Origin of the sequence: Rhodovulum sp. BSW8, from assembly GCF_003314725.1 — a bacterium.
Taxonomy (GTDB): Bacteria; Pseudomonadota; Alphaproteobacteria; order Rhodobacterales; family Rhodobacteraceae; genus Rhodovulum; species Rhodovulum visakhapatnamense.
Genome location: NZ_QNVX01000025.1, coordinates 16462 through 38745, shown reverse-complemented (window position 1 = coordinate 38745; position 22284 = coordinate 16462). Strand labels below are relative to the sequence as shown.

17 protein-coding genes and 1 pseudogene are annotated in these 22284 nt (G+C 68.6%); 11 read left to right on the top strand and 7 right to left on the bottom strand.

All coding sequences use genetic code 11. The annotated features are described in order from the left end of the window. Positions 1-758, bottom strand: a pseudogene (locus DSD19_RS12130) (hypothetical protein); the annotation flags it as partial. Positions 759-1103: 345 nt separating this feature from the next. Here DSD19_RS12130 and DSD19_RS12125 point away from each other — a divergent pair. Continuing rightward, complete coding sequence (locus tag DSD19_RS12125; RefSeq protein WP_133260422.1) at positions 1104-1718, top strand: isopropylmalate isomerase; 615 nt, start codon at positions 1104-1106, stop codon at positions 1716-1718. On the opposite strand, the gene DSD19_RS12120 is transcribed toward DSD19_RS12125, so the two are convergent. Continuing rightward, on the bottom strand, positions 1684-2874 hold the full coding sequence (locus tag DSD19_RS12120; protein ID WP_113669763.1) for a glycosyltransferase family 4 protein: 1191 nt from the start codon (positions 2872-2874) through the stop codon (positions 1684-1686). The two genes, DSD19_RS12125 and DSD19_RS12120, sit on opposite strands and share 35 nt — an antisense overlap. 36 nt (positions 2875-2910) lie before the next feature. Beyond that, complete coding sequence (gene xrtD, locus DSD19_RS12115) at positions 2911-4515, bottom strand: VPLPA-CTERM-specific exosortase XrtD (RefSeq protein ID WP_113669762.1); 1605 nt, start codon at positions 4513-4515, stop codon at positions 2911-2913. A 470-nt stretch (positions 4516-4985) separates the two neighbouring features. On the opposite strand from xrtD, the gene DSD19_RS12110 reads away from it, so the two are divergent. Genes DSD19_RS12110 through DSD19_RS12090 form a run of 5 tightly spaced genes read left to right on the top strand, consistent with a single transcriptional unit; the run spans position 4986 to position 10091 of the window. Continuing rightward, positions 4986-5762, top strand: coding sequence for a WecB/TagA/CpsF family glycosyltransferase (locus DSD19_RS12110; protein WP_113669761.1), 777 nt, complete (start codon positions 4986-4988; stop codon positions 5760-5762). Positions 5763-5768: 6 nt separating this feature from the next. Further along, on the top strand, positions 5769-7316 hold the full coding sequence (locus DSD19_RS12105) for a hypothetical protein (protein ID WP_133260421.1): 1548 nt from the start codon (positions 5769-5771) through the stop codon (positions 7314-7316). Beyond that, positions 7313-8278: a glycosyltransferase family 2 protein gene (locus DSD19_RS12100; protein WP_113669759.1), complete on the top strand. Its 966-nt coding sequence runs from the start codon at positions 7313-7315 to the stop codon at positions 8276-8278. The genes DSD19_RS12105 and DSD19_RS12100 overlap by 4 nt, the downstream gene beginning before the upstream one ends. Continuing rightward, positions 8275-9120, top strand: a complete 846-nt coding sequence (locus DSD19_RS12095; protein ID WP_113669758.1) for a sulfotransferase — start codon at positions 8275-8277, stop codon at positions 9118-9120. The genes DSD19_RS12100 and DSD19_RS12095 overlap by 4 nt, the downstream gene beginning before the upstream one ends. Further along, the gene (locus DSD19_RS12090) at positions 9117-10091 is read left to right on the top strand and encodes a glycosyltransferase family 2 protein (protein WP_113669757.1); all 975 of its coding nucleotides are present in this window, start codon (positions 9117-9119) and stop codon (positions 10089-10091) included. The genes DSD19_RS12095 and DSD19_RS12090 overlap by 4 nt, the downstream gene beginning before the upstream one ends. A 10-nt stretch (positions 10092-10101) precedes the next feature. Here the strand turns inward: DSD19_RS12090 and DSD19_RS12085 are convergent, their stop codons facing one another. Continuing rightward, the gene (locus tag DSD19_RS12085; protein WP_133260420.1) at positions 10102-11001 is read right to left on the bottom strand and encodes a capsular polysaccharide synthesis protein; all 900 of its coding nucleotides are present in this window, start codon (positions 10999-11001) and stop codon (positions 10102-10104) included. 74 nt (positions 11002-11075) lie between these two features. On the opposite strand from DSD19_RS12085, the gene DSD19_RS12080 reads away from it, so the two are divergent. Further along, complete coding sequence (locus DSD19_RS12080; RefSeq protein ID WP_165828120.1) at positions 11076-11900, top strand: hypothetical protein; 825 nt, start codon at positions 11076-11078, stop codon at positions 11898-11900. Positions 11901-11948: 48 nt separating this feature from the next. Here the strand turns inward: DSD19_RS12080 and DSD19_RS12075 are convergent, their stop codons facing one another. Then, complete coding sequence (locus tag DSD19_RS12075) at positions 11949-13298, bottom strand: oligosaccharide flippase family protein (RefSeq protein ID WP_113669754.1); 1350 nt, start codon at positions 13296-13298, stop codon at positions 11949-11951. Positions 13299-13407: 109 nt separating this feature from the next. Between DSD19_RS12075 and DSD19_RS12070 the strand changes: the two genes are divergently transcribed. Further along, entirely contained in the window at positions 13408-14991 is a 1584-nt protein-coding gene (locus DSD19_RS12070; protein WP_113669753.1) for a hypothetical protein, read from the top strand. Between the two features lie 136 nt (positions 14992-15127). Further along, entirely contained in the window at positions 15128-16543 is a 1416-nt protein-coding gene (locus DSD19_RS12065) for a mannose-1-phosphate guanylyltransferase/mannose-6-phosphate isomerase (RefSeq protein WP_113669752.1), read from the top strand. 14 nt (positions 16544-16557) lie between these two features. On the opposite strand, the gene DSD19_RS12060 is transcribed toward DSD19_RS12065, so the two are convergent. Then, positions 16558-17553 (bottom strand): replication initiator protein A, encoded by a 996-nt coding sequence (locus DSD19_RS12060; RefSeq protein WP_075787840.1) that lies wholly within the window; start codon positions 17551-17553, stop codon positions 16558-16560. A gap of 445 nt (positions 17554-17998) precedes the next feature. Here DSD19_RS12060 and DSD19_RS12055 point away from each other — a divergent pair, with 445 nt between their 5' ends. Continuing rightward, complete coding sequence (locus DSD19_RS12055) at positions 17999-19381, top strand: AAA family ATPase (RefSeq protein WP_113669751.1); 1383 nt, start codon at positions 17999-18001, stop codon at positions 19379-19381. 139 nt (positions 19382-19520) lie between these two features. Beyond that, positions 19521-20405: a ParB N-terminal domain-containing protein gene (locus DSD19_RS12050; protein ID WP_243627936.1), complete on the top strand. Its 885-nt coding sequence runs from the start codon at positions 19521-19523 to the stop codon at positions 20403-20405. Here DSD19_RS12050 and xrtE read toward each other — a convergent pair. After that, positions 20398-22029 (bottom strand): exosortase E/protease, VPEID-CTERM system, encoded by a 1632-nt coding sequence (gene xrtE / locus DSD19_RS12045; protein ID WP_113669749.1) that lies wholly within the window; start codon positions 22027-22029, stop codon positions 20398-20400. The two genes, DSD19_RS12050 and xrtE, sit on opposite strands and share 8 nt — an antisense overlap. Between the last annotated feature and the right edge of the window lie 255 nt (positions 22030-22284).

The window sequence follows — 22284 nt, the reverse complement described above, 5'->3', positions numbered from 1 at the left end:
CTCCCGCCGGGTCCCGGATCGACACTGCCCGTGTCGCCGCCAGTATTGCCACCGGTCTCGCCACTGTCCTGGCCGCCAGTATTGCCATTGCCCGCTCCGCCGTCGGACCCGCCATCCTCCCCGGCCCCCTGGTCCGGCGTCTCCTCGACAGGATCGACCACAACAGGACCCTCGTCCGGCGTCTCGTCCGGGCTCCCCCCATCCGGCGTCGCCCCCCCATCCGGCACCGACCCGCCATCGCCCTTCACAAGCGTCAAGGGATCAATCCCGACCAAAGCCGCAAACTTCAGAAGAACAGGGTCCGCCCGCGACGCGCTGGCCGCAGAAGCAGAAAACGCAAGGAGTCCGGGCGCGGGCTCGAGCGCCTCGGACAGACCGGAGCTGTCGGCCTCCGAGGCGAAACGGGAGGCGTTTTCGTCAGCCGAATTGCGGCCTGTCGCGACCCAGCCGCCGGGAGAGATGAATTCGGTCGCGCCACTCAGGACCGCCCCCGCCGCGACCGTTTCCGCAGGGTCTTCCCCGGATCCGGCCGTCGCCCCTGCCGTTTCGTCCATTCCCGCAGCCCGGGTGTCCCCGGCCGAAGGCACGGCGGCGTCTTCGGTGCCCGCGCCGCCTCCCGGCGCCGCTTCGGAACCGGCCTTCTCGATGCTCTCGTCGCCTGTGGCGATCCCCCGCAGCACCAGGGCGCCTGCGGTCGAACTTCCAAACAGACCCATGGCCCCGAACAGAGCCATAACAAGCTGGAGAAGTCGTCTCATGGGGCGCCTTTCATAGTGCCGAAGTCATGCAGGGATATCGTCCAGAGGGTGGTTAACGATTACCCGCGCGACGTAAAGGGCCGCGAGACGCTGGGCAAAAACCCGCTTGCCGCCGAAGCCGACGGTGCGAAATTCGGCATAGCCCTGCCGATTTTCCAGTCAATCGCGACAATCCGGGCATAAGCACTGCGATATTTTCGATTACGTCAACAATAGGCCTTTCTGCACGCCGGTTTCGAGAATCACGGCGCGGATCGGACGCGAGGACAATCCGCCTGTCCCGGGCCGGGGACGAACCGGTTAGACTGGACGCAGACGGGGGTGAATTTGCGGACCGGGGGCACCGTGCAAGACATCTGTTCCTGCGTGTTCGGAACCTGGCGGCCCGGGATCGGCGATCCGACCTGGCAGGGCTGGACCACGGTCGCGGTCTATCTGGCGGTGGCGGCGCTGGCCCTGCGCGCGGCCCGAACGGCGGCCTTCCCGGAACCCAGCGCCCGGCGAGAGCGGATCTTCTGGAGCCTCGTCGCCCTGGCGTTGCTGCTTCTGGCGATCAACAAGCAGCTCGACCTGCAATCGGCGCTGACCGCCACCGGGCGTTGCCTGGCCAGGCTGCAGGGCTGGTACGCAGAACGGCGGGCGGTGCAGGCCGAGTTCATTGCCGCGATCGGCGCCCTGTCGCTGCTGGTCCTGCTGGGATTGCTGTGGCTGCTGCGGGGGACGCTGCGGCGGTCGGCGGCGGCGATTGTCGGGCTTTGCTTCGTGTCGGGCTTCGTGCTGATCCGGGCGGCGGGGTTTCACCATTTCGACCACCTGCTCGGGATGCCCACGCTGTTGTCGGTGCGAACCAACATGGTGCTGGAACTGACCGGTCCGCTGCTGATCGCGCTGGCGGCGCTGGGGCTTCCGCGGTCCCGGCGCCCGGTCAGGGATCGACCGCCGCCAGCGAGGCCGTCCTGACCCAGCCAGTCCGGTTGTCCGGATCGGCCAGGAAGCGGCCGACCAGATCGTACCAGGGCAGCCCGACGAACAGCCGGTCATAGGCCGCAGCCGCATGGGCGGCGATGCGGTCGTAAAGCGGCGGATCTTCCAGAAGGCGACGGATCTGGGCGGCAAGATCGCCGGCATCACCCGCGCGAAAGATCAGGCAGTCGGTTTCGTGCCGCAGCCGGGCCTTGACCGAAGGATGGTCGCTGACCACCAGCGGCAGCCCATGGGCCAGCCCCTCGACCACGGTATTGGGCAGTCCCTCGGCATAGGCCGGTCGCGAGGGCATGACCGCGATCGCGGCCCGGCGCATCAGGGCGCGGACATCGTCCTTGGGAATCCGGCCGGGCAAGGAGATGCGGGCGCCCTCATGCGCGGCCTCGACCCGGGCCAGATAGGCGGTACGCTCGGGACCGTCTCCGGCCAGCACCACCCGCAGATCCAGTCCGCCGCCCAGCAGCATCAGGGCCGCCTCCAGCAGATCGCCCGCGCCCTTCGCCTCGGTATGGCTGCCCACGAACAGGATCGTCGGCGGCCCCCCGAGCGCGGCATGCCGCCGTGGCGGCATGCCGGTTTCCAGCCGGGTCCATTCCCAGGGCACGATCCGGTCCAGGGTCAGTCCCAGCACCTCGTGCAACGACCGCGAGGCCAGCAGGCTGTGATTGCCGATGGCGGTCACGGCCGGGGCAGCCAGCACCCGCGACAGACGCCGGTTGCGCCGCAGCGCGGCCAGCCCGGACCGGGTGACAAGCGCGCGGGCCCGGGGCCGGGTCATCACATCCGCAAGGCATGGCAGGGTCGGGATCCGGCGCGCGGCCGCGGCCTCGATCGCGTCGATATGGGGCAGGCGCGGCAGGAAGGCGTCCGGGCAGACCTCCTCGATCAGCCGACGTCCGAAACCGGGCGCATACATCTGCTGGAGGGACACCCCGAGGGTCCGCAGCCCGGGCGCAAGCCGCGTGTCATGCGGGGTCTTCGACAGCGTGGCGACCGTGACCTCGTGATCGGGCGCCATGGCGGCGACGAACTCCACCGTCCGTTTCTGTTCGTGATAGGTTTCGGGGCTGCCCGCCTCGAAACGGCGCCAGGCCTCCAGATAGTCGCCCGTCTGCAGGAAAAGGATCCTCATGACGAGATCCGGTCCGGTCCGAAGGTCATGGCCGCCTCAATCTTCCGGGATGAACCTGGGCAGCTGCGGGGCCATGTCCTTCAGGATGCCGTCGAGCCGCGCCTCTGCGTCGGCGTCGCTTTCCTCGGGCAGGATCGGCGTGGTCAGGCGCACCAGCGCCCCGTCGGTCCGCCCGGTCCGCAACCCGTCGACGATCAGCCAAAGCTTGGCGGCAAAGTCCCAGGCGACCTTCCGGCCCTTCTGGTCGAACCAGTAATAGACCATCATCCGGACCTCGCCCTTCTGGATGATCGCCTTGTTCAGGTGGAAGGGCTCGGCGCTGTCCAGTTCGGAGGCGACGTCGGTGCGTTCGAGCCAGGCGATTTCCCAGCCGCCCGCGGGCAGGCAGACCTCGGGCGGGTGGACGCCCCCATGGCTCTGGTCGGCATACCAGGCCAGAAAGACGCCCACATAGGCGGGGCTGTCGGGGTTGACCAGGGTGATCGAGTGATAGTCGTCGGCCTGCAGCGCCCGGGCGATGTCGGGGGCCAGCACCGTGGGCGGGCCGTCCTGCTGCCAGTCGCCGAACCGGCGCGGGAAGGCGACGAAGCTGTCGCGCGCGACCGCGACGGCGCCGCGATCGGGCAGCATCTGCAGCGCCGCGACCCCGGCCAGCATCAGCCCCGCGGCCGCGATCAGCGCCAGCGACGGCTGCACCAGGCGCAGCCGCAGGAATTGCGGCACCAGCCCCTCGGTGTCGAGATCGAGCGCCTCGGTCAGGCTCATCTTCGCGGGGTGCAGGAACAGCATGATCCGGGCCAGCGCGAACAGGATCGCCACGCAGATGATGAAGATCACCCAGCCCTCGAAGAAATGGGTGAACCCCTCGACCCACTCGACGCCGAACTGGTCGACCATCCAGCCCGCGATGGCGATCCGGACCGCGTTCATCAGCACCGTGATCGGCGCCGCCGAGAGCAGCAGCACCGCCTTGTGCCAGACCGGCCCGCGATAGAGCACCGCGAAGATGTAGCTGAAGGACAGGATCGGAAACAGGTAGCGCAGCCCCGAACAGGCCTCGGCCACATGCAGCTTGTAGACCCCGAGGTCGATGATGTTGCCCTCGAGATAGACCGGCACCGCCAGGAGCCCGAGGAACCAGACCCCGAGCTCGGAGGAAATGAACTGCAGCCAGGTCGTCGCCTTGTAATACAGCGTGTCGGGCAGCGGCAGCATGTAGACCAGATGCAGAACCGGCGGCCAGAAATGCTTGCCCGTCGACCAGCCGAAGCTGATCAGAAGCAGCCCGCCGACCCAGACGATCAGCGCATAGGCGACGATGTCGTCGATATTCGAGACCCGCCCGACCGCGCCCAGCATCAGCGCGAACAGGACCACCAGCACCCCCGGCCAGCGATGTGGAATTTCGCCCGGGCGTTCGGGCACGGTCTTGAGCTGGCGCAGGAACAGCAGCCCCGACAGGACCGGAATCAGCGGACCGTGGCTGTATTCGGGCTTCTGCCAGGCCACCAGCAGCGCATCGAGTCCGGGCCGGAAGAACAGCCCCGCCCCCAGAACAGCCACCGCCAGCCAGAACAGGCCCAATCCGGAAAACGCGCGGCTCTGTCGGCGGGAGGACAGCGCCTCGTTGAAAATCGACATCCGGATCAATCCTTGCTCAAACTCGGACCCTGCTGAAACTCGGGCAGGTTATACCCGAAGGCCCCCTCGAATTGAACTGCGAACCGCCCGGCCGCGGTCACGGAAACGTAAGGCAAAAGGGCGGCCGTCCCCGCCGGTCAGGCCCGCCGAACACCCGCCGGTCCGGGCTGGGATGACGCCTTGCGGAATTGCAGGCAATCGCGCCAGAACGCCTTCACCGTTTCCCCGGGCACGGCCGACACGGGGCGCGGCACGGGTTACCGGAATTGTAACGGACCTGCTCTAAAGCAGATTCGCACTCGCCATCCGTGGCCGTTTTTCGTATGCCGAAGACCGTGTTTCCGGTCCGTCCCGAGAGGTCTCCGGGTGGCGCAACCCTGAAGAAAAGCCCCCCGCGGGCGCGTGATGGTGGCGGTGGACATGCAGCGGCAAGACACAGGCGTCCGGGGTTCGATGCGGGGGCTGCGGCGATGATGGGCTGGAGCCCGACCGGCGGCGAAACCGATCGCGCGGTCACCGTCACGGTGGCCTCGATGGCCGGACTGCTGGCCGATCTCGAGGCCCGGCTGGTCCGGGGCGACGGATTTTCCGTCGCAACGCTCAATCTCGATCATGTGGTCAAGCTGTCGCGCGATCCGGCCTTCCGCGCCGCCTATCTGGCCCAGAGCCATGTCACCGCGGACGGCAACCCGATCGTCTGGCTGTCGCGTCTGGCCGGACAGCGGGTCGAGCTGGTGCCCGGCTCCGACCTGATCGGGCCGGTCTTCGCGCTGGCCGCGCGGCACGAGTGGCCAGTCGCGTTTTTCGGCTCGACCGCCGAGACGCTGGAGCAGGCAAAGAAAGTCGTCGAGGCCGACTATCCGGGACTGCGGGTGGTCGCGACCCTGGCCCCGCCGATGGGGTTCGACCCCGAGGGCGCGGCAGCCGACGCGATGATCGAGGAACTCGGCCGGTCGGGCGCGCGGATCTGCCTGGTGGCGCTCGGCGCGCCCAAGCAGGAACGCTTTGCGGCCCGCGCCGCCCCCCGCCTGCCCGGCACCGGGTTCCTGTCGATCGGGGCGAGCCTCGATTTCGTGGCGGGCCGACAGCGCCGCGCGCCGCGCTGGGTGCGCCGGATCGCGGCGGAATGGCTCTGGCGGATGCTGTCCGATCCGGCCCGGCTCGGCCGGCGCTATCTGGACTGCCTGATCGTCCTGCCCGGTCTGACCCGCCGGGCGCTTTGCCGACGGCTGACGCGGGGAGGCTGAGCGATGGTGCCGCCGATGCTCGCGCTCTGGGGCTGGGTCATCGTCACGGTGATCCTGTTCCGGGCCCTGCGGCCGGCCCAGGCCCTGGTCTGCTGCCTGCTGGGGGCCTATCTGTTCCTGCCGGTGAAAGCCAGCTTCGACCTGCCGGGTCTGCCCACGTTCAACAAGCATTCCCTTCCCGCCATCGTCGCGGCGGTCATGACGGCCACTGTCGCAGCCCGGGTGGCAGGCCGCCCCTGGTCGACGGCCGCGCAAGGCACGGGACGGATCCTGCCGGGATGGACCCCGGGCCATCCGCTGATGCGCGCGCTCTTCGTCGTCGCTGTTCTGTCGGTCGGACTGAGCGCTCTGGTCAACAACGACACGCTGGTCTACGGCCCGACGGTGCGGCGCGGGCTTGGCCCCTACGATGCCGGCTCCATGGTGCTGGCCATGGCGGTGGCGCTGCTGCCCTTCCTGCTGGGGCGGCGGATGCTGGCGGACGAGGCCGGGCGGCGCGTGCTGCTCTGGGGGCTGTGCCTGTTCGCCTCGGTCTATGCCGCACTGGCCCTTTTCGAGGTGCGGATGTCACCGCAACTCAACATGATGGTCTACGGTTTCCGGCCATCTGCCTGGATCCAGCACCTGCGCGGGAACGGCTACCGCCCGATGGTCTTTCTAGAACACGGGCTGCGGCTGGGCATCTTCCTGACCATGGCCACGCTGGTCGCCTGCGGGCTGTCGCGGATCGACCGGCGCCGGCGGACCGTCTGTCTGCTGGCCGCGGCCTGGCTGTTCGGCACGCTTGTCCTGTCCAAGAACCTGGGCGCCCTGGCGATCGGGTTGCTTCTGGTGCCCGTGGCACTGTTTCTCAGCACCCGGCTGCAGATCGTGATCGCGGCGGCGCTGGCCGGGACCGTGCTGTTCTATCCGCTGTTGCGCAGCGCCGACCTGATCCCCACCGACCGCGTGGTGGGGCTCTTCGAGAAATTCAGCGGCGAAGACCGGGCGGGCTCCCTGAAATACCGGCTCGTGAACGAGGACATCCTGCTTGAAAAGGCGATGCAGCGTCCTGTTCTGGGCTGGAGCTCCTTCGCCCGGAACCGCGTCTTCGATCCCGAGACCGGGCGCGATCTCAGCGTGACCGACGGGGTCTGGGTGATCGTGATCGGCGAATCCGGACTGATCGGCTATATGGGAAAATTCGGCCTGCTGACGGTCCCGATCCTGATGCTGGCGCGGCGACCGCGCCAGGTCGAGGCCAGCACCGCGGTGCTGGCGCTGGTCATGGTCGCCAATCTGAGCGACATGATCCCGAATTCGAGCCTGACCCCGATCACCTGGCTGATCGCCGGCGCCCTGAGCGGACGGCTGGAACAGGCCCCGGCTTCGGCTCGGGCCGCGGCCGAAACCGCCGCCGATCCCCCAGCGCGCGGGCGGCTGGCCCGGACCCGGGGCCGCGCGCCGTCCGACGAAGGCAGCGACATCCCCGAGGACAGTCCGCCGCAACCCGCGATGCGCGCCACGCCCTATACCCGACAGACCACCCTGCACAGCCGGAGCCGCCGCGGATGACCCACCGCCTTGTCGTCTCGATCATCAATTACCGCACCGCGGACATGACCCTGACCTGCCTCGCGTCGGTGCTGGAGGATCTCGACGGGATCGACGGCCATGTCGTGATCGTCGACAATGCCTCGGGCGACGGGTCCGAGACCGTGCTTCAGGACTGGCTCGACGCCCATCCCGGCGCGCCGGTGACGCTGGTCCGCTCGGCCGCGAATACCGGCTTTTCGGGGGGGCACAATCAGGGCATGGCGGCGAAGCCCGCCCAATTCTACCTGCTGCTCAATTCCGACGCGGTGCTGCGGCCGGGCTTTTGCCGCACCATCCTGGCCGCCGCCGAAGCCCAACCCGAGGCCGGGCTGTTCGCGCCGCGCATCCTGCGCGACAGCGGCGAGACCCAGGACAGCTGTTTCCGGTTCCATTCGCCGATGAGCGAGCTGATCCGCGGCGCCAATACCGGGCTCGTCACCCGGGCGCTGCGCCGCTTCGAGGTGTCGCTCGGAACAGAGCCTGTTCCGGCCCGGATCGAGTGGGCAAGCTTTGCCTGCATCCTGCTGAGGGCCGAGATGACGGCCGCGCTCGGGCCGATGGACGAGGGCTATTTCCTCTATTACGAGGATGCCGAATACTGTCTGCGCGCGCGCCGCGCGGGCTGGCGCATCGCCCGGGTGCCCGAGGCGGTCGCGGTGCATTTCCGCGGCGGGTCCGGGCCGGTCAAGACGCTCCGGAATGCCCGCAAGCGGTTGCCGCCCTATTACTACGCCTCGCGCACGCGCTTCCTTTATCAGGCGCATGGGCTCGTGGGCCTCTGGGCCGCGAACCTGATGTGGCATGCCGGACGCGGGCTCGCGCTGCTGCGCCGCCTCGCCCGCCGCCCCGGGCAGCAGCCTCCGCTCGAGGGCGAGGCCCGCGACCTCTGGATCAACGCCGCCGCCCCGCTCGGCCCCCGACTGGCCCCGCACGAGACATGACCCATCCCGATTTCATCATCATCGGCGCCATGAAAAGCGGCACCACCACGCTGGCAGCCCAGCTTGCGGCCCAGCAGGGGCTGTTCCTGACCGATCCGAAAGAGCCGAACTTCTTCTCCGACGACGAGATCCATGCCCGCGGCCCGGACTGGTATGCCGGGCTTTTCGCCGCCGCGCCGCCGGGGGCCCTGAAGGGCGAGGCCAGCACCCATTATACCAAGCTGCCGACCTATCCCGACACCGTGCGCCGACTGGCAGCGGCCGGCCCGGCGCCAAAGCTGATCTACATGATCCGCAACCCGCTGGACCGGGCGGTCTCGCATTACATCCACGAATGGACCACCGGCGAGATCCGGACCGATCTGGAAACCGCGCTGGAGCGGCACCCGACCCTGACCGAGTACGGGCGCTACGGCATGCAGATCGCGCCCTTCGCCGAAACCTTCGGACCCGACCGGATCCTGTTGACCAGCCTCGAGGGTCTGAAGGCCGACCCGGAAGGCGAATTGGGCAGGATCAGTGCCTTTATCGGGTTGGAAACGCCCCCTGTCTGGCAGAGCGATCTGGGCGCGCGCAACGTCTCGGCCGAACGGTTCCGCAAGCTGCCCTTCCAGCGCCTGCTGGTCGACAATCCGCTGGCCAGGGCCCTGCGCCATGCGCTGGTGCCGAAGGCGCTGCGCGAACGGGTGCGGCGGGCGCGCAGCATCACCCGCCGCCCCGAACTGTCCGAGGCCGCCCGCGCCCGGCTGATCCCCATCTTCGCCGCCGACCGCGACGCACTGGCCCGGGTCTTCCCCGACGATCCGGCGCTCGGGCTCTGCTATCCGTTCCTCGCGCCATGACCCCTGCCGCCCCGACAGACCTGGCCGCGGTCGTCATCGGCCGCAACGAGGGCGCACGGCTGATCCGCTGCCTCGACTCGCTGGCCGGACGGGTGGCGCGGATCGTCTATGTCGATTCCGGCTCGACCGATGGCAGCCTCGAGGCCGCCCGCCAGCGCGGCGCCGAGGTGGTCGAGCTTGACCGCAGCCAGCCCTTCACCGCCGCCCGGGCGCGCAATGCCGGTCTGGCCCGGCTGACGGAAACCGGCCCCCTGCCCCGCCATGTGCAGATGGTCGACGGCGATTGCGAGCTGCGCGAGGGCTGGATCGAGACCGCGCGGGCCTTTCTCGACGCAACCCCCACAGCCGCCGTGGCCTGCGGCCGCCGCCGCGAGCGGTTTCCCGGGGCCACGCTGTGGAACGGGCTGATCGATGCCGAATGGGACACGCCGGTCGGCTGGGCGCGGGCCTGCGGCGGCGATGCGATGATGCGGCTCGAGGCGCTGGTGGCGGTCGGGTTCTACAACCCCGCCCTGATCGCAGGCGAAGAGCCCGAACTGTGCGTGCGGCTGCGCCAGGCGGGTTGGGAGATCTGGCGGCTCGACGCCGAAATGACCTGGCATGACGCCGCGATGACCCGGTTCGGCCAATGGTGGACCCGCGCCCGCCGCGCGGGCCATGCCTATGCCGAGGGCGCACATCTGCATGGCGCGCCGCCCGAACGCCACAATGTCGCGCAAAGGCGCCGGGCTCTGGTCTGGGGGCTGGGCGTGCCGCTGGCGGCGGCGCTTGCGGCCTTGGTGCTTGGCCCCTGGGGTCTGGCGCTGCTGCTGGTCTGGCCGCTGCAGGTGCTGCGGCTGGGCCTGCGCGGCACCGGCTGGCGGCGGGCGTTGTTCCTGACGCTTGCCAAGCTGCCCGAGGCGCTTGGCGTGGTGCAGTTCCATCTCAACCGGCTGACGGGTCGCAGCACCCGGCTGATCGAATACAAGTGACGGGTCGCGGTCAGCCGCCGTCCCGCTTTCGTTCTGCCGCCCTGAGGATCGCGTCGAAGCGAGCCGGATCGAAGGGCTTTTTCCAGTTCAGCTTGCTGACGGGCAGGCCGCGCCGCAGAGTTTCGGCCGCCGCCTCCTCGGCACCGGCCTGCCCGTCGAGGGCCGCCATCAGCCGAAAGCTCGGCACGGCCCAGAGCCCCGAACAGCAGCGCCATTCCCGCATCAGCTCCGGAGACCGGGAGACCGCGAACTGGAAGGCGTACATCACCATGAAATAGGGCCCGGGCGGGCGCCGCCGGGCGATCAGATAGTCACCGTATTGCCGCGCCCAGGCGGCGATCAGCGGATGTCCCGGCGCCGCGGCGATGAACCAGGTCGACAGCCAGCGGTCCGGCCCGGGATCGCGGAACACGAAGAAGCCCGATCCGGCCAGCAGCGGCAGCCAGTCCTCCAGCGGCCGGTGACAGAAGACAGTGGCATCCGCCCAGACCCCCCCGAAGCGTTCGAGCAGCCTGAGCCGCAGGAAATCGGCCTCATGGCGTCTGGGCAGCGCCGCGGGCAGGTCCGAGAGATCCACGAGGGCGCCCGCGGCGTCGCGATCAAGCACCCGCAGATCCCAGCCCGGATTGGCGGCGCGCCAGCTGGCAATGCAGCGCTGCACCACCGGCGGCGCCTCATCGAGCCCCTGGGCCCAGTAGATCCAGAGGATCTTCGGCAGGGTGCCGGGCGCCCTGGGCGTCATCGGGTCGCCGCCCCGGCTGCGGATCTCGGCCACATGGGCGCGGTTCACCCGGTCGAGCCGCCGGGCGAAAACCTCGAAGGCGGGGGCTCCGGGCAGGTCCCGAAGCGCCCAGAGGGCGGTTCCGAGGCCCTGACGGGCACGGCGACGGAGAGCACTGGAAAACGACACGGAAACCCCCTTCGGCGAACGCGGCTGGCCGAAGGCTAGCGGATCGCCCAGGGCGCTCCAAGCCGAACGAGAAAATGATAGGCAGGAGACCTTGCGATAGTAAGATAAGACCTATGAAAACCCATATTCACTGCGGCTTTCACAAAACGGCATCGACCTATCTGCAGCGGGTTCTTCGGGACAATGCAAAGCGTCTTTCCTGTTATCTGACGATCATAAACCGTATCGAGCTGGGTACTTACGATCTGCGCATGGCCTGTCTGGCCTACAATTCCGGACGGGGCAAGGCATCGGCCGTTCGCGCCGAACTCGACCGGCTGGCGCAAAGGGTCGCCGGATCCGACCGTCCTGTGCTGATAACCGACGAAGCCTTCTTCGGTCCCCATATCGGTCAGGACGGCGAGACCCGGCTGTTTCCCAGGGCGCATGAGGTTTCGCAGATGATGGTGGAGGCCTTCGCCCCTCATCCGGTCGAGATCCTGCTTTATACGCGCGACGAATCCTCCTGGCTGAAGAGCGTGCACAATCAGTCGGTCAAGCAGGACCGCTATTCTGGCAGCTTCGAAGAGTTCCTGGCTGAGATCGGCGGCGGGGCCGATCTCGATGCCGTCACGGCGCGGATCGCGGCGACAATCGGACCGGAGCGGGTGCAGGTCTTCCGGCTCGAGGACGATCGCTCTCATCCGTTCGGCAGCGGCGGCGCGCTGCTGGACCATGTCGGCATTCCCCGCGAGGTTCAGCAGGATCTCAAGCGGGCAAGCGGCATCAATCAGTCGCTCGATGCCCGCCATCTGCGCATCATGCGCAGGCTGAACGGCCTGGCGCTTCCGGATTTTCTTTACGGCAGGATGCGGCGCGGGGTTCTGCGGCTGCAGCGCCGCGCCCGCGCCCGTTCCTAAAGCCACCGCCCCCGGGCTGCATCATCCAACCTGCCTGCGGAGCGCGGTTCAGGACAGAAGCTGCAGCAGGCCGTCCTTGTGCAGCCAGCAGGCATAGCCGTTCAGGGCAAGGCTCACGGCCAGCAGCATCATGTCGCTGACCGGATCGTCGGCATTGTAGAGATTGAGATACCGGGACCGCAGCGGATAGATCAGCATCGCGGCCAGGGCCGGGGCCAGGATCACGCCCGCGATACCGACCGTCATCACCCCGACCAGCATCAATGCCACCTGAAGCGTCGCGGTCATGGCCGTCAGGTAGAACTGGCGCCGCGAATCCCCGACAGCAAGCAGGATGCCGCCATAAGCCAGCGAAACCAGCTGCAGCGGCAGGGCGAAGGCAAACAGCACCACCATCGGACCGGCGAGCACATAGCGGGGGTCGTAGAGCAGCTCGATCAGCAGGCCGCCGCCATAGGCCAGCGGCACGGTCATCGCCACCAGCCCGCCCACCGCCAGCCGCCGGGCCTTGAGAACGTTGCGCCGGTTCGCCTCGTTCTTCGAAGGATGGCGCATCCGGTAAAGCGGGCCGAGGATCTTGCCCAGCGTTGCCCGCGCCATCAGGATCGGCAGATTTCCGAAGAAGAAGGCGATGGTATAGACGCCAAGCTGGTCGAGGGTGATGAACTTGCCCAGAATCGCCCGGTCGGCCTGATTCATGGCAAAGCCCGCGATGGTGCTGAGAAAGATCCATTTCCCGAACCGGATCAGGTCGCTGAACGAGGCGCGGTGCCAGCGCAGCCGGTTGCGGATCCCGGGCATCAGGGTATGCGAGGCCACCACCATGAAGACCGTGCTGGCCAGCCCGCCCCAGATCAGCGCCCAGACCGAACGCAGCCAGAAGGCCAGCGCGATGTTCAGCGCCAGCGCCAGCACCTGCGAGCCGATGGTCAGCATGGTCTGGCGGCCGAGGCGCAGATGCCGGTTGGCGGTGGCGATATTGGTCGACATGAAGCCCGCGAACAGCGCGTTCAGCGCCACGACCGGCAGCAGCTGCGCCAGCAGCGGCTCGTCGTAGAAGCGGGCGACCGGCCCCGAAATAGCGAAGGCGGCCAGCCACAGGATCGCGCCGCGCAGGATCTGCACGGTCCAGGCGGTGTTGAGGTAATCCGGGTCGTCGCCGCTTTTGCTGAGGGTGATCGAGGTGCGGATGCCCACGTCCGAGAACATCTGCAGCCCGCTCATGAAGACCTGCACGATGGCCATCATCCCGAAGGCCTCGGGAAAGAGCAGCCGCGTGAGGATCAGGTTCGAGACGAGACGAAGCAGGTTCGAGGCACCGAATTCCGCCAGCGAGAACACGGTCCCACGCATGGCGCGCTGCTTGAGCCCCGTTTCGGGCTGCGGGTTCTGGACCACCGGGCTGTTCCTGATATCGGCGAGCTTTGACCGCTTCTGCTTATCAAGCGGGGGGGCGCGAGATAAAGTGCCCTCATCTCTTCGGCGCCACGGCAACACGCGAGTTTCGATGTCACGAATTGCATTTTACCGGCTTGCCAGCCTTGTCGGCCTGGTTTTCGCCGCCGGAACCCTCTACCGGCTCTTTCCCATCGTCACGGGCCAGCCGGCCCTGTCGGAATTCTTCATGACCGAGGACGGCTACCTGATGCTGACCGTCGCCCGCAACATGGCGATGGGGCTTGGCATGTCGGTCTCGGACGGCACCATTCCCACCAACGGGGTGCAGCCCCTGGCCACCTTCCTGTTCACCCTGCCCTATCTGGAAACCGGCGGCGACAAGGTGACGAGCCTGATCGGCATCCATCTGATCATGGCCGCCTGGTCGGTGGCCGGGTTCTTCCTGGTCCGGGCGCTGGCGGCCCGGATCCTCGACCCAGAGGGCCAGGCCCCGGCCCTGCCCTGGATCGCGGCGCTTTTGTGGTATCTGTCGCCGCTTCTGGTGCTGCACACCATGAACGGGCTCGAGACCGGGCTTTACAGCGCTGCGGTGCTGGCCGTGCTGCTGATGTTCCTGCGGCTCTTGCGGCGCGAGGCTCCGCTTGGCTGGGCCTGGCATCTGGGCTTCGGGCTGATGGCCGGGATCGCCTTCCTGGCCCGGATCGACGCGGTCTTCCTGCTGGTCGCGGTCTATCTGGTCTGGGCCATCGACGGGCTTTTGCTGCGCCGCGACCCGATCCGGACGGTCGCGGCCCGGATCGTGCCCTCGGGCCTGATCTCGATCCTCGTCGCCGCGCCCTGGCTGCTGAACAACCAGATCCGCTTCGGCTCGATCATGCCGGTCAGCGGCACGGCGCAGTCGATGGCGGCCGAGTTCGGCCAGAATCTGGGCGTGCTGCCGGTCAAGATCTTCGAATATTTCATGCCGATGCTGCCGGTTCCCAACCCGCTGGAAAAGACGCTGCCGGTGATCGCGATCGCCACCGCCGTCAGCCTTGGCGTGCTGGCATGGTTCCTGATCGGCGTCTTCACCCGGGCCAGCCGGCCGGTCCGGCTGATGGTACTGGCCTATCTTCTGTTCGGGGCGATGGTCAGCGGCTATTACGGGCTCTGGTTCGGCGCCCCCCATTTCATGAGCCGCTATCTGGCTCCGCTGGCGCCGCTTTGCATCATCGCCTCGCTCTGGGTGCTGGCCGACCTGTCGCGCTGGCTGTTCCGGGCGCGGGGGCTGCGGCCCGCGATCTGGACCGGATCGGCGGCGGTCGGGTTGTGCATGCTGCTGCTGGGTCGGCTGCTGCTGCCCGGTGCGCAGGAACAGGGTCACATGCAGGTGGTCGACTGGGTCGAACGGAACGTGCCTGACAGCGCCTGGGTCGCCGCCGTGCAGACCGGCACGCTTGGCTACTGGCACGACCGCACGATCAATCTCGACGGCAAGGTGAACCCCGAGGCGCTGGAGGCGCGGCGGACCGAGGGCAACGTGCTGGCCTATGTCGTGAACAGCCGGATCGATTACATCGCCGACTGGTACGGGGTCGGCGGCTGGGCCGCGCGCGAGGAGGGAGGCTTTGCCGAAACCTTCGAGCTGATCGAGCACACGAAGTCCCCGTCGCTGGCGGTGATGCGCCGGCGCGTGCTGCACGAGCCGGGCTGAGGCCGCTGAACCGGTCGGGCCCCTCCCGGGCGCGCGGGTCCCGCTACGTCCGCACCCGGCTGCGGGCGCGCGGGGCCTTGCCCCGGGGGGCCTCCGCGTGTTTGCTGCCCGCAGTCAATGGCAAGGGGAGCCGGACGTGATCCATCCAGTCATCCTGTGCGGCGGGTCGGGGACCCGGCTCTGGCCGTCCTCGCGCAAGGCCTATCCCAAGCAGTTCGCCCCGCTGATCGGGCGCGAAAGTCTCTATCAGCGCACCTTGCGGCGGTTCTCGGGCGGCGGCTTCGCGGCCCCGCTGGTGATGACCGGCAACGAGTTCCGCTTCATGGCGACCGAACAGGCGGCCGCGATCGGGCTGAGCGACGCGCGGGTGGTGGTCGAGCCGCTGGGGCGCGACACCGCCCCGGCGATCCTGGCGGCCGCCCTTCTGCTGGAGCGGGACGATCCCGAGGCGCTGATGCTGGTCGCGCCCTCCGATCACGTCATCGCCGACCTGCCCGCCTTCCTGGCCGCGGTCGAGGCCGGATGTCCCCCTGCCCGCGACGGCGCGCTGGTGACCTTCGGCATCACCCCGGACCGGCCCGAGACCGGCTATGGCTATCTCGAGCTGACCGCGCCGCCCGCAGGCGCCACGCCGGTCCCGCTGGCCAGTTTTCGCGAGAAGCCCGACCTTGCCACCGCCCGGGAGATGCTGGCGGCGGGCACCTATCTCTGGAATGCGGGGATCTTCCTCTTTCGCGCCGCCGACGCCATCGCGGCCTTCGAAACCCACGCCCCCGAACTGCTGGCGCCCTGCCGCGCGGCCATCGCCGAAGGGCAGACCGATCTGGGCTTCTTCCGGCTGGCCGAGGCGGCCTATGCCGGGGCGCGGGCGATTTCCTTCGACTATGCGGTGATGGAAAAGGCCAGCCGGGTGATGGCGGTGCCGCTCGAGGGCGGCTGGTCCGATCTCGGCTCCTGGGACGCGCTCTGGGCGGCGGCGGGACCGGATGCGGCCGGGGTGGTGGCCGACGGGGCGGTGACGGCGATCGATTGCCGCGACAGCTATCTGCGGTCCGAGGATGAGAGCATGCAGCTTGTCGGGCTCGGGCTCGAGGGCGTGGTCGCGGTGGCGATGCGCGACGCGGTGCTGGTCGCCGACAAGTCCCGCGCCCAGGAGGTCAAGACCGTGGTCGAGACGCTGCGCGCCGACGGGGTCGCACAGGCCGACCAGTATCCCCGGTTCCACCGGCCCTGGGGCTGGTACGAGACCCTCTGTCTGGGCACCCGCTTCCAGGTGAAGCGGATCATGGTCAAGCCGGGCGGCGTGCTGAGCCTGCAAAGCCACCATCACCGCTCGGAACACTGGATCGTGGTCTCGGGCACGGCCGAGGTCACCATCGGCGAGGAGGTCCGGCTGGTGACCGAGAACCAGTCGGTCTACATCCCGCTTGGCACCGTCCACCGGATGGCCAATCCGGGCAAGCTGCCGATGTATCTGATCGAGGTGCAGACCGGGGCCTATCTGGGCGAGGACGACATCGTCCGCTATCAGGACATCTACGACCGGAGCTGAGCCGCCCCCACGCCTCAGTCTTCGTTGCGGCGCTTTTCGATCCAGGCCAGGAAGGCGCGGTCGGGCTGGCGGATGCGCGGCCGGCCGCTGGCGGCCCAGACCCCGCGCCATTGTGCCTCGAGCGCATAGACATCGGCGCCGGGCATCCGCGCCCGCGCCGTCTCGAGCGCCTCGGGCGACAGCACCGGGGGCGGCCCGTCCGGCGCCCCCCCTCGTTCGATCACCTCGTCGCGGCGCCGCACGCAAAGAATGTCGCCCGGCTCCTCGGCCAGGCGGTATTCGGGCAGCCGGTCCTCGCGCAGGATCTCGCGCACCATGGCGCGGAACACCCGCACCGGGCTGGCAGATCCGGTCTTCTTCCACAGCACCGGGATCGAGATCCGCCATTCGGGCTGACGCCCGCAATGCTTGCGCGCCAGTTCGTAGATCCGCCGCTCGAGCGGCTTGCGCAGCTGGAAATAGTCGCGGCTGAGCGTCAGCACCGATTTCGCCAGCACCGCGCGATAAAGCCATTCGCTGAGCGTGACCGAAACCGACACCATCCGCCCGGCCCGGGTCCGGCGCACGATTTCCCAGCTGTCGATCAGCCCGAAGCCGGTCGTGGTCTCGACATCGCCGGTGGCGATATTGGTGGTGATGCGGGTGCCGACCAGCCGCTCGAAAGCCTCGCGGAGGCGTTTGTAGCTGTCACCGCTGGTCTCGCGGTTGGTGGCCAGCAGCAGATCATGGGCGGTCAGCGTCAGATGTCGCGAAGTCGGCCTTCCGGCATTCAGCGCGGCCATCAGCTGGCTGATGCAGAAGATCAGGATATCGGCGTCGAAGATCGTGGCCCGGCCCCGGACCGAAGGCGTGATCGTCACCCGCACCCCGTTATGTTCGTAATCGAGGATCCGCCGGTCGGGCCGGGTCGACAGCGAAAACAGCGGATGCTCCATCGCCGCGATATCGTGCTTGGGACTCGGGCCCAGAAAATCGCAGACGAAGAAATCGCCGATCGCAGCCGCAGCCATGCCGCCGCCGGTCTGTCCGCCCGGTCCCTGTTGAACTGCCCGCATCGCCCTTCCGATCCCTGTTGCCGGGATTCGTCGTTTCATTGACGCCCAGACTACTTATCCACAAACCGCCCCGTCCAGCCGCAGATCGTGGCTTCGGAATCGCCCGAACGTGGGTTCAGAGTCGGTCTTTCGGGGGTTCAGAGTCGGGCAGGCTCCGGGAAGGGCCAAAATTTCTAGCAATTCTATAAGGTTGCGCGAATGGGCAAATCCTGTAACCTATACTAACGGATTATCTAACTAAAAAAAAATCGCCGGGCCCCTGCCCCCCGTCCGATCCCCTGACAGCACCCGATTGCAGCTATGGAAAAAGGGCCCTGAAGAGCCCATGTGCGATTTCGGGTTACATGTGCCGCCTTTTGCCGTACATTGAAGAAAAAGCGGCATATCGGGCAGGGCAGCCATGAGCAGGGACGACATCCCCCCTTATCTGAACATCTCTCCGGACCGGGCGGCAGAGCTTCTGGGCACGCCCGCCGACACGCCCGGCTTCGCCGCCGTGGCAGAGGCCTGCCGGAGGGGCCGCCAGGATCTGGCCTCGCGCGGGCTCGACGAGACCGGAGCGCGCCGTCTGCGGCTGTTTTCGACCTGGGAAATCACCCGCTATCTGATCCCGGTGGCCCCTGCCCATTTCCGCCGGGTGCTGCGCCAGAACCCCGACCTGCCCCAGGGCCAGAGCGAAAGCGAGGGGGGCGCGAAATGGTTCACCCTCGACGAGGTGCTCCGGCTGCGGGCGCATTTCGGCGCCGAGGGCTCGAAGGCCAAGAACTATCTGCCCTACCGGCCGAAGGACCTGCCGGCCAAGATCGTGGCGGTTGCCAATTTCAAGGGCGGGGTGGGCAAAACCTCGACCTGCGCGCATCTGGCGATGTCGGCCGCGCTCGACGGCTACCGGGTGCTGGTGATCGACCTCGACAGCCAGGGTTCGATGACCTCGATCTTCGGGGGCCAGATCGAGGATGAATGGCAGACCGTCTTCCCGCTGCTGGCGCGGCATTACGCGACCACGCTGCGCGCCGACAACCAGCGCAGGCTCGACCGGGGCGAGCCCCCCCTGCCCTTCGACGACACCCTGACCGAGGCGCTGAAGCTGAAAGCGCCCGATCTGATCCGCAAGACCCACTGGCCCAATATCGACCTGATCGGGGCGCAGCTGAACCTGTACTGGTCCGAGTTCCAGATCCCGGTCTGGCGGATGCAGTCGCGCGGCTGGCGGCTCTGGGATGCGCTGACCGACGTGCTGGCCGAGGACGGCGTCCTCGATGCCTATGATCTGGTGTTCCTCGATACCCCGCCCGCACTTGGCTATCTGACCATCAACGGGCTGGCGGCGGCCGATATCCTGCTGGTGCCTTTCGGCGCCTCCTTCCTGGAATTCGATTCCACGGGGCGCTTCTTCGACATGCTGCATGCGACCTTCGCCTCGATCGAGGAGGGCGAGAATGTCGCCGCCCGGGCGCTGGGGCGCGAGGAGCTGCATTTCGAATGGGATGCGGTCCGGGCGGTGATGACCCGCTTTGATGCCGGGCAGCAGGCCGAGATGGCCGGGCTGATCCAGGCCTATATGGGGCAGGTCCTGTCGCCCCACCGGCAGGATTTCACCGCGCTGATCGGTCAGGCCGGGGAACAGGTGAACGGCATCTACGAGGCCGATTACCGCGATTTCAACCGCGAGACCTATGCCCGGGGGCGGGCCACCTTCGATGCGACCTATGCCGCCTTCAAGACGCTGCTGTACGGGATCTGGCGCCGCGAAGAGACCGCCCGGACCGCCGCGGCGGAATGACCGCCCGCCCCTGACCTGCCCTTTCGCCGAAGGAAGACCCCGCATGGCCCGACGCAAACGCCTGTCTCCGCTTACCGGTCCGACTGAAGAGACCCCCGGCGTTCCGCCGGGACCGATGCCCGTCCTTTCGCGTCCGCCGGTGGCCGAGATTGCCGCCGCCTCGGCCAGCCAGGCCGCGCTGGAGCAACTGGCCGACGAGGTCTCGGCCGCCCGGCGCGAGGGGCGGATGGTGCTGTCGCTGCCGCTTGAGGCGATCGAGGCCGGGCATCTGTTGCGCGACCGGATGCATCACGACGCCGAGGACATGGCCGCGCTGAAGGCGAGCCTGGCCGCCCGCGGCCAGCAGACCCCGATCGAGGTGACCGATCTGGGCCAGGGCCGGTACGGGCTGATTTCCGGAGCGCGGCGGCTGGCGGCGCTGAGCGATCTGGCCGCCGAGACCGGCGAGCCGCGGTTCGGGCAGGTTCTGTGCCTTCTGCGCAGCCCCGAGGGCGCGGCCGAGGCCTATCTGGCCATGGTCGAGGAAAACGAGATCCGGACCGATCTGTCCTTCTACGAACGCGGCCGTCTGGTCGCCGAGGCGGTGCGGATGGGGCTGTTCGCCGATCCGGCTGCGGCGGTGAAGGGGCTGTTCGGCAATGCGCCCCCTGCCCGGCGGTCGAAGATCCTGTCCTTCGTGGCGCTGCATCGGGCGCTGGGGCCGGCGCTGCGCTTTCCGACCGCGATTCCCGAAAAGCTGGGGCTGGCGATTGTGGCCGGGCTGAAGGCCGATCCCGATCTTGCCGCCCGGCTGAGCGCCGCGCTGGCAAAGGCTCCGCCCGCCGATGCCGAAGCCGAACGCCGGTTGATCGAGCGGGCGCTGCGCAAGGCGCCTGCCGCCGCGGCCCCGCGCGGCCGCGAGGTCGCACCGGGGATTAGGCTCGAGGCGCGCAAGGGGCGGCTTGTGCTTTCGGGCGAGGGCGTCGGGCCCGAACTGGCCGAGGCGCTGGAGGCCTTCCTGGCCGCGCGCGGCCCGCTCAGATGATCTCGAGCCGGCCGCTGGCCAGGGCGGCGGCATAGACCGTGGCATTGGCCACGGCATGGGCGAGGATCGCATCGCCGACGCGGCCGCGCCTGCGGCAGATCCAGGACAGCACCAGCCCCGCCGCCAGCGCCTCGGCCCAGCGGTCATGAAGCGCGGCAAAGGCCCCGGCCGAGACCAGGGCCGCGAAGACGCTCCAGGCCCTGCCCTGCCCGATCCGCAGCTTGCCCTCGAGATAGTCGCGGAAGAAGAGTTCCTCGACCAGCGGCACCAGCAGCACCGTGCCGACCCCGCGCAGCAGATACCACAGCATCAGCGCCGTGCCGGTCAGCGCGCCATAGGGCGGGCTTTCGGCGGGTGCGACGGGGATCAGCACCCAGACGGCCCCGATCAAAAGCCCGGCCCCGATCGCCACCGGATCGGCGCGCCAGTCGAGCCGGGCATAGATCGGCCAGAACAGCGCCACGGCGGCCCCGAGGACCAGCGCGCGGATCGGGTAGAGCATGCCGGGGGCCTGCGACACGGTCGAGGCGACCAGCGCGGTCAGCATGAAGACGGCGAAGGGCAGGATCCGGGCTGCGGCCGGGTCGCGGTGCAGCGGCGGCAGGGAGGGCCGGTCCGGCGCGGGCCGGTCTGTCATTGGCCGGGCAGGGGCAACCGGTTCGGGGTCGCGGCGCAGCGCGGGCAGGCCCTGGGCCAGCGCGATCAGCCCCAGCGCGATGCAGGTGAACATCAGCCATCCGGCATGGCTGTGAAATCCGCCCACGGCCAGGTCGGGATGCCCCGACAGCCCGATGGCCAGCAGTGCCACGATCCGCACCACGTTGAGCGCGGCGCTGACCAGTATCCCCACCGGCAACAGGATCAGCGCCCTGGGAAAGCGCAGCTCGTGGCGGAAGAGCGCGAGGTAGAGCAGCACGAAAAGCGTGACCAGAGCCATGCCCTCGATGCCGGAACAGACCGGGGCGATGTCGATATGAAAATTGCCCCGGCCGATGATCTTGGCGGCCGGGTCGGCATCGACCTCGTAGCCGAGCAGATCCATCCCCCGCGAGACCAGCGCGAAGGTCGTGTCGGTGACGGTGTCGAACCGCCAGAGCGGGCGCAGCCGGATCGCCAGACCCGGCGCCGCGAGCCCGGCCACGACCACCGCACCGAGCGTCCAGCCCGTGGCGCGCAGGAAGTGCCGCCAGCGCTCGGGCGGGGCCAGCATCCGGGCCGTGCCGAGCCCGCCGAGCCCGAGCCCCAGCGCCCAGAAGGCCAGCGTCGGCGCCAGCGAGGCGGTGCCCGAACCTTCGCGCAGGAAGAGGATCGGCACGCTCATCGCCGCGAGCCCCGCAAGGTTCAGCGCCAGGGGCAGAAGGGCTGGGCGGGCCTCGGCCAGAAGGTCGGCGAAGGCGCGCCGGGCCAGCATCGCCAGGATCGCCAGCGCGCCAAGTGTCGTGAAGGCGCTGACCATCAGGCCGCTGGCGCCGCTGCAGACCCGGTGCGGCCAGTTGGCCAGACAGGTGAAGTCGATCGCATGCTTGTAGCTCACGCTGAGCGCCAGCATCTCCAGCGCCAGCAGGCCGAGCACGGCCCAGAGGCCGCGTGGCAGGCTCCGGGCCTGCATGTCCGTCTGTGTCATCGGTCCCCCCCGAACGATCCCCCGACCGCGCGGCTGCGGCCGCGCCCCGGTCAATTGCTATCGAGATGGGGCGCGATCTCAAGCGAATGCTGCCCGCAGGGGCGGCAGAGGGCCTGCGAAAAGGGGGGCACCGGCACCGCATCGACACAGTCCGCCGGATTTTCGCATGCGAAAATCCGGGCCGGTGGCAGGCCGATTGACGCAAAAGGGCAGGGCGGTCCAAGCTCGGGACCGTGGCCGGGGGCCTGCAGGAGA

What these genes read in the sequence shown, in the direction of transcription:
- DSD19_RS12120 (WP_113669763.1), bottom strand. Translation starts at nt 2,874, where the DNA reads ATGAGGATCCTTTTCCTGCAGACGGGCGACTATCTGGAGGCCTGGCGC.
- xrtD (WP_113669762.1), bottom strand. Translation starts at nt 4,515, where the DNA reads ATGTCGATTTTCAACGAGGCGCTGTCCTCCCGCCGACAGAGCCGCGCG.
- DSD19_RS12110 (WP_113669761.1), top strand. Translation starts at nt 4,986, where the DNA reads ATGATGGGCTGGAGCCCGACCGGCGGCGAAACCGATCGCGCGGTCACC.
- DSD19_RS12100 (WP_113669759.1), top strand. Translation starts at nt 7,313, where the DNA reads ATGACCCACCGCCTTGTCGTCTCGATCATCAATTACCGCACCGCGGAC.
- DSD19_RS12095 (WP_113669758.1), top strand. Translation starts at nt 8,275, where the DNA reads ATGACCCATCCCGATTTCATCATCATCGGCGCCATGAAAAGCGGCACC.
- DSD19_RS12090 (WP_113669757.1), top strand. Translation starts at nt 9,117, where the DNA reads ATGACCCCTGCCGCCCCGACAGACCTGGCCGCGGTCGTCATCGGCCGC.
- DSD19_RS12080 (WP_165828120.1), top strand. Translation starts at nt 11,076, where the DNA reads ATGATAGGCAGGAGACCTTGCGATAGTAAGATAAGACCTATGAAAACC.
- DSD19_RS12070 (WP_113669753.1), top strand. Translation starts at nt 13,408, where the DNA reads ATGTCACGAATTGCATTTTACCGGCTTGCCAGCCTTGTCGGCCTGGTT.
- DSD19_RS12060 (WP_075787840.1), bottom strand. Translation starts at nt 17,553, where the DNA reads ATGGCTGCGGCTGCGATCGGCGATTTCTTCGTCTGCGATTTTCTGGGC.
- DSD19_RS12055 (WP_113669751.1), top strand. Translation starts at nt 17,999, where the DNA reads ATGAGCAGGGACGACATCCCCCCTTATCTGAACATCTCTCCGGACCGG.
- xrtE (WP_113669749.1), bottom strand. Translation starts at nt 22,029, where the DNA reads ATGACACAGACGGACATGCAGGCCCGGAGCCTGCCACGCGGCCTCTGG.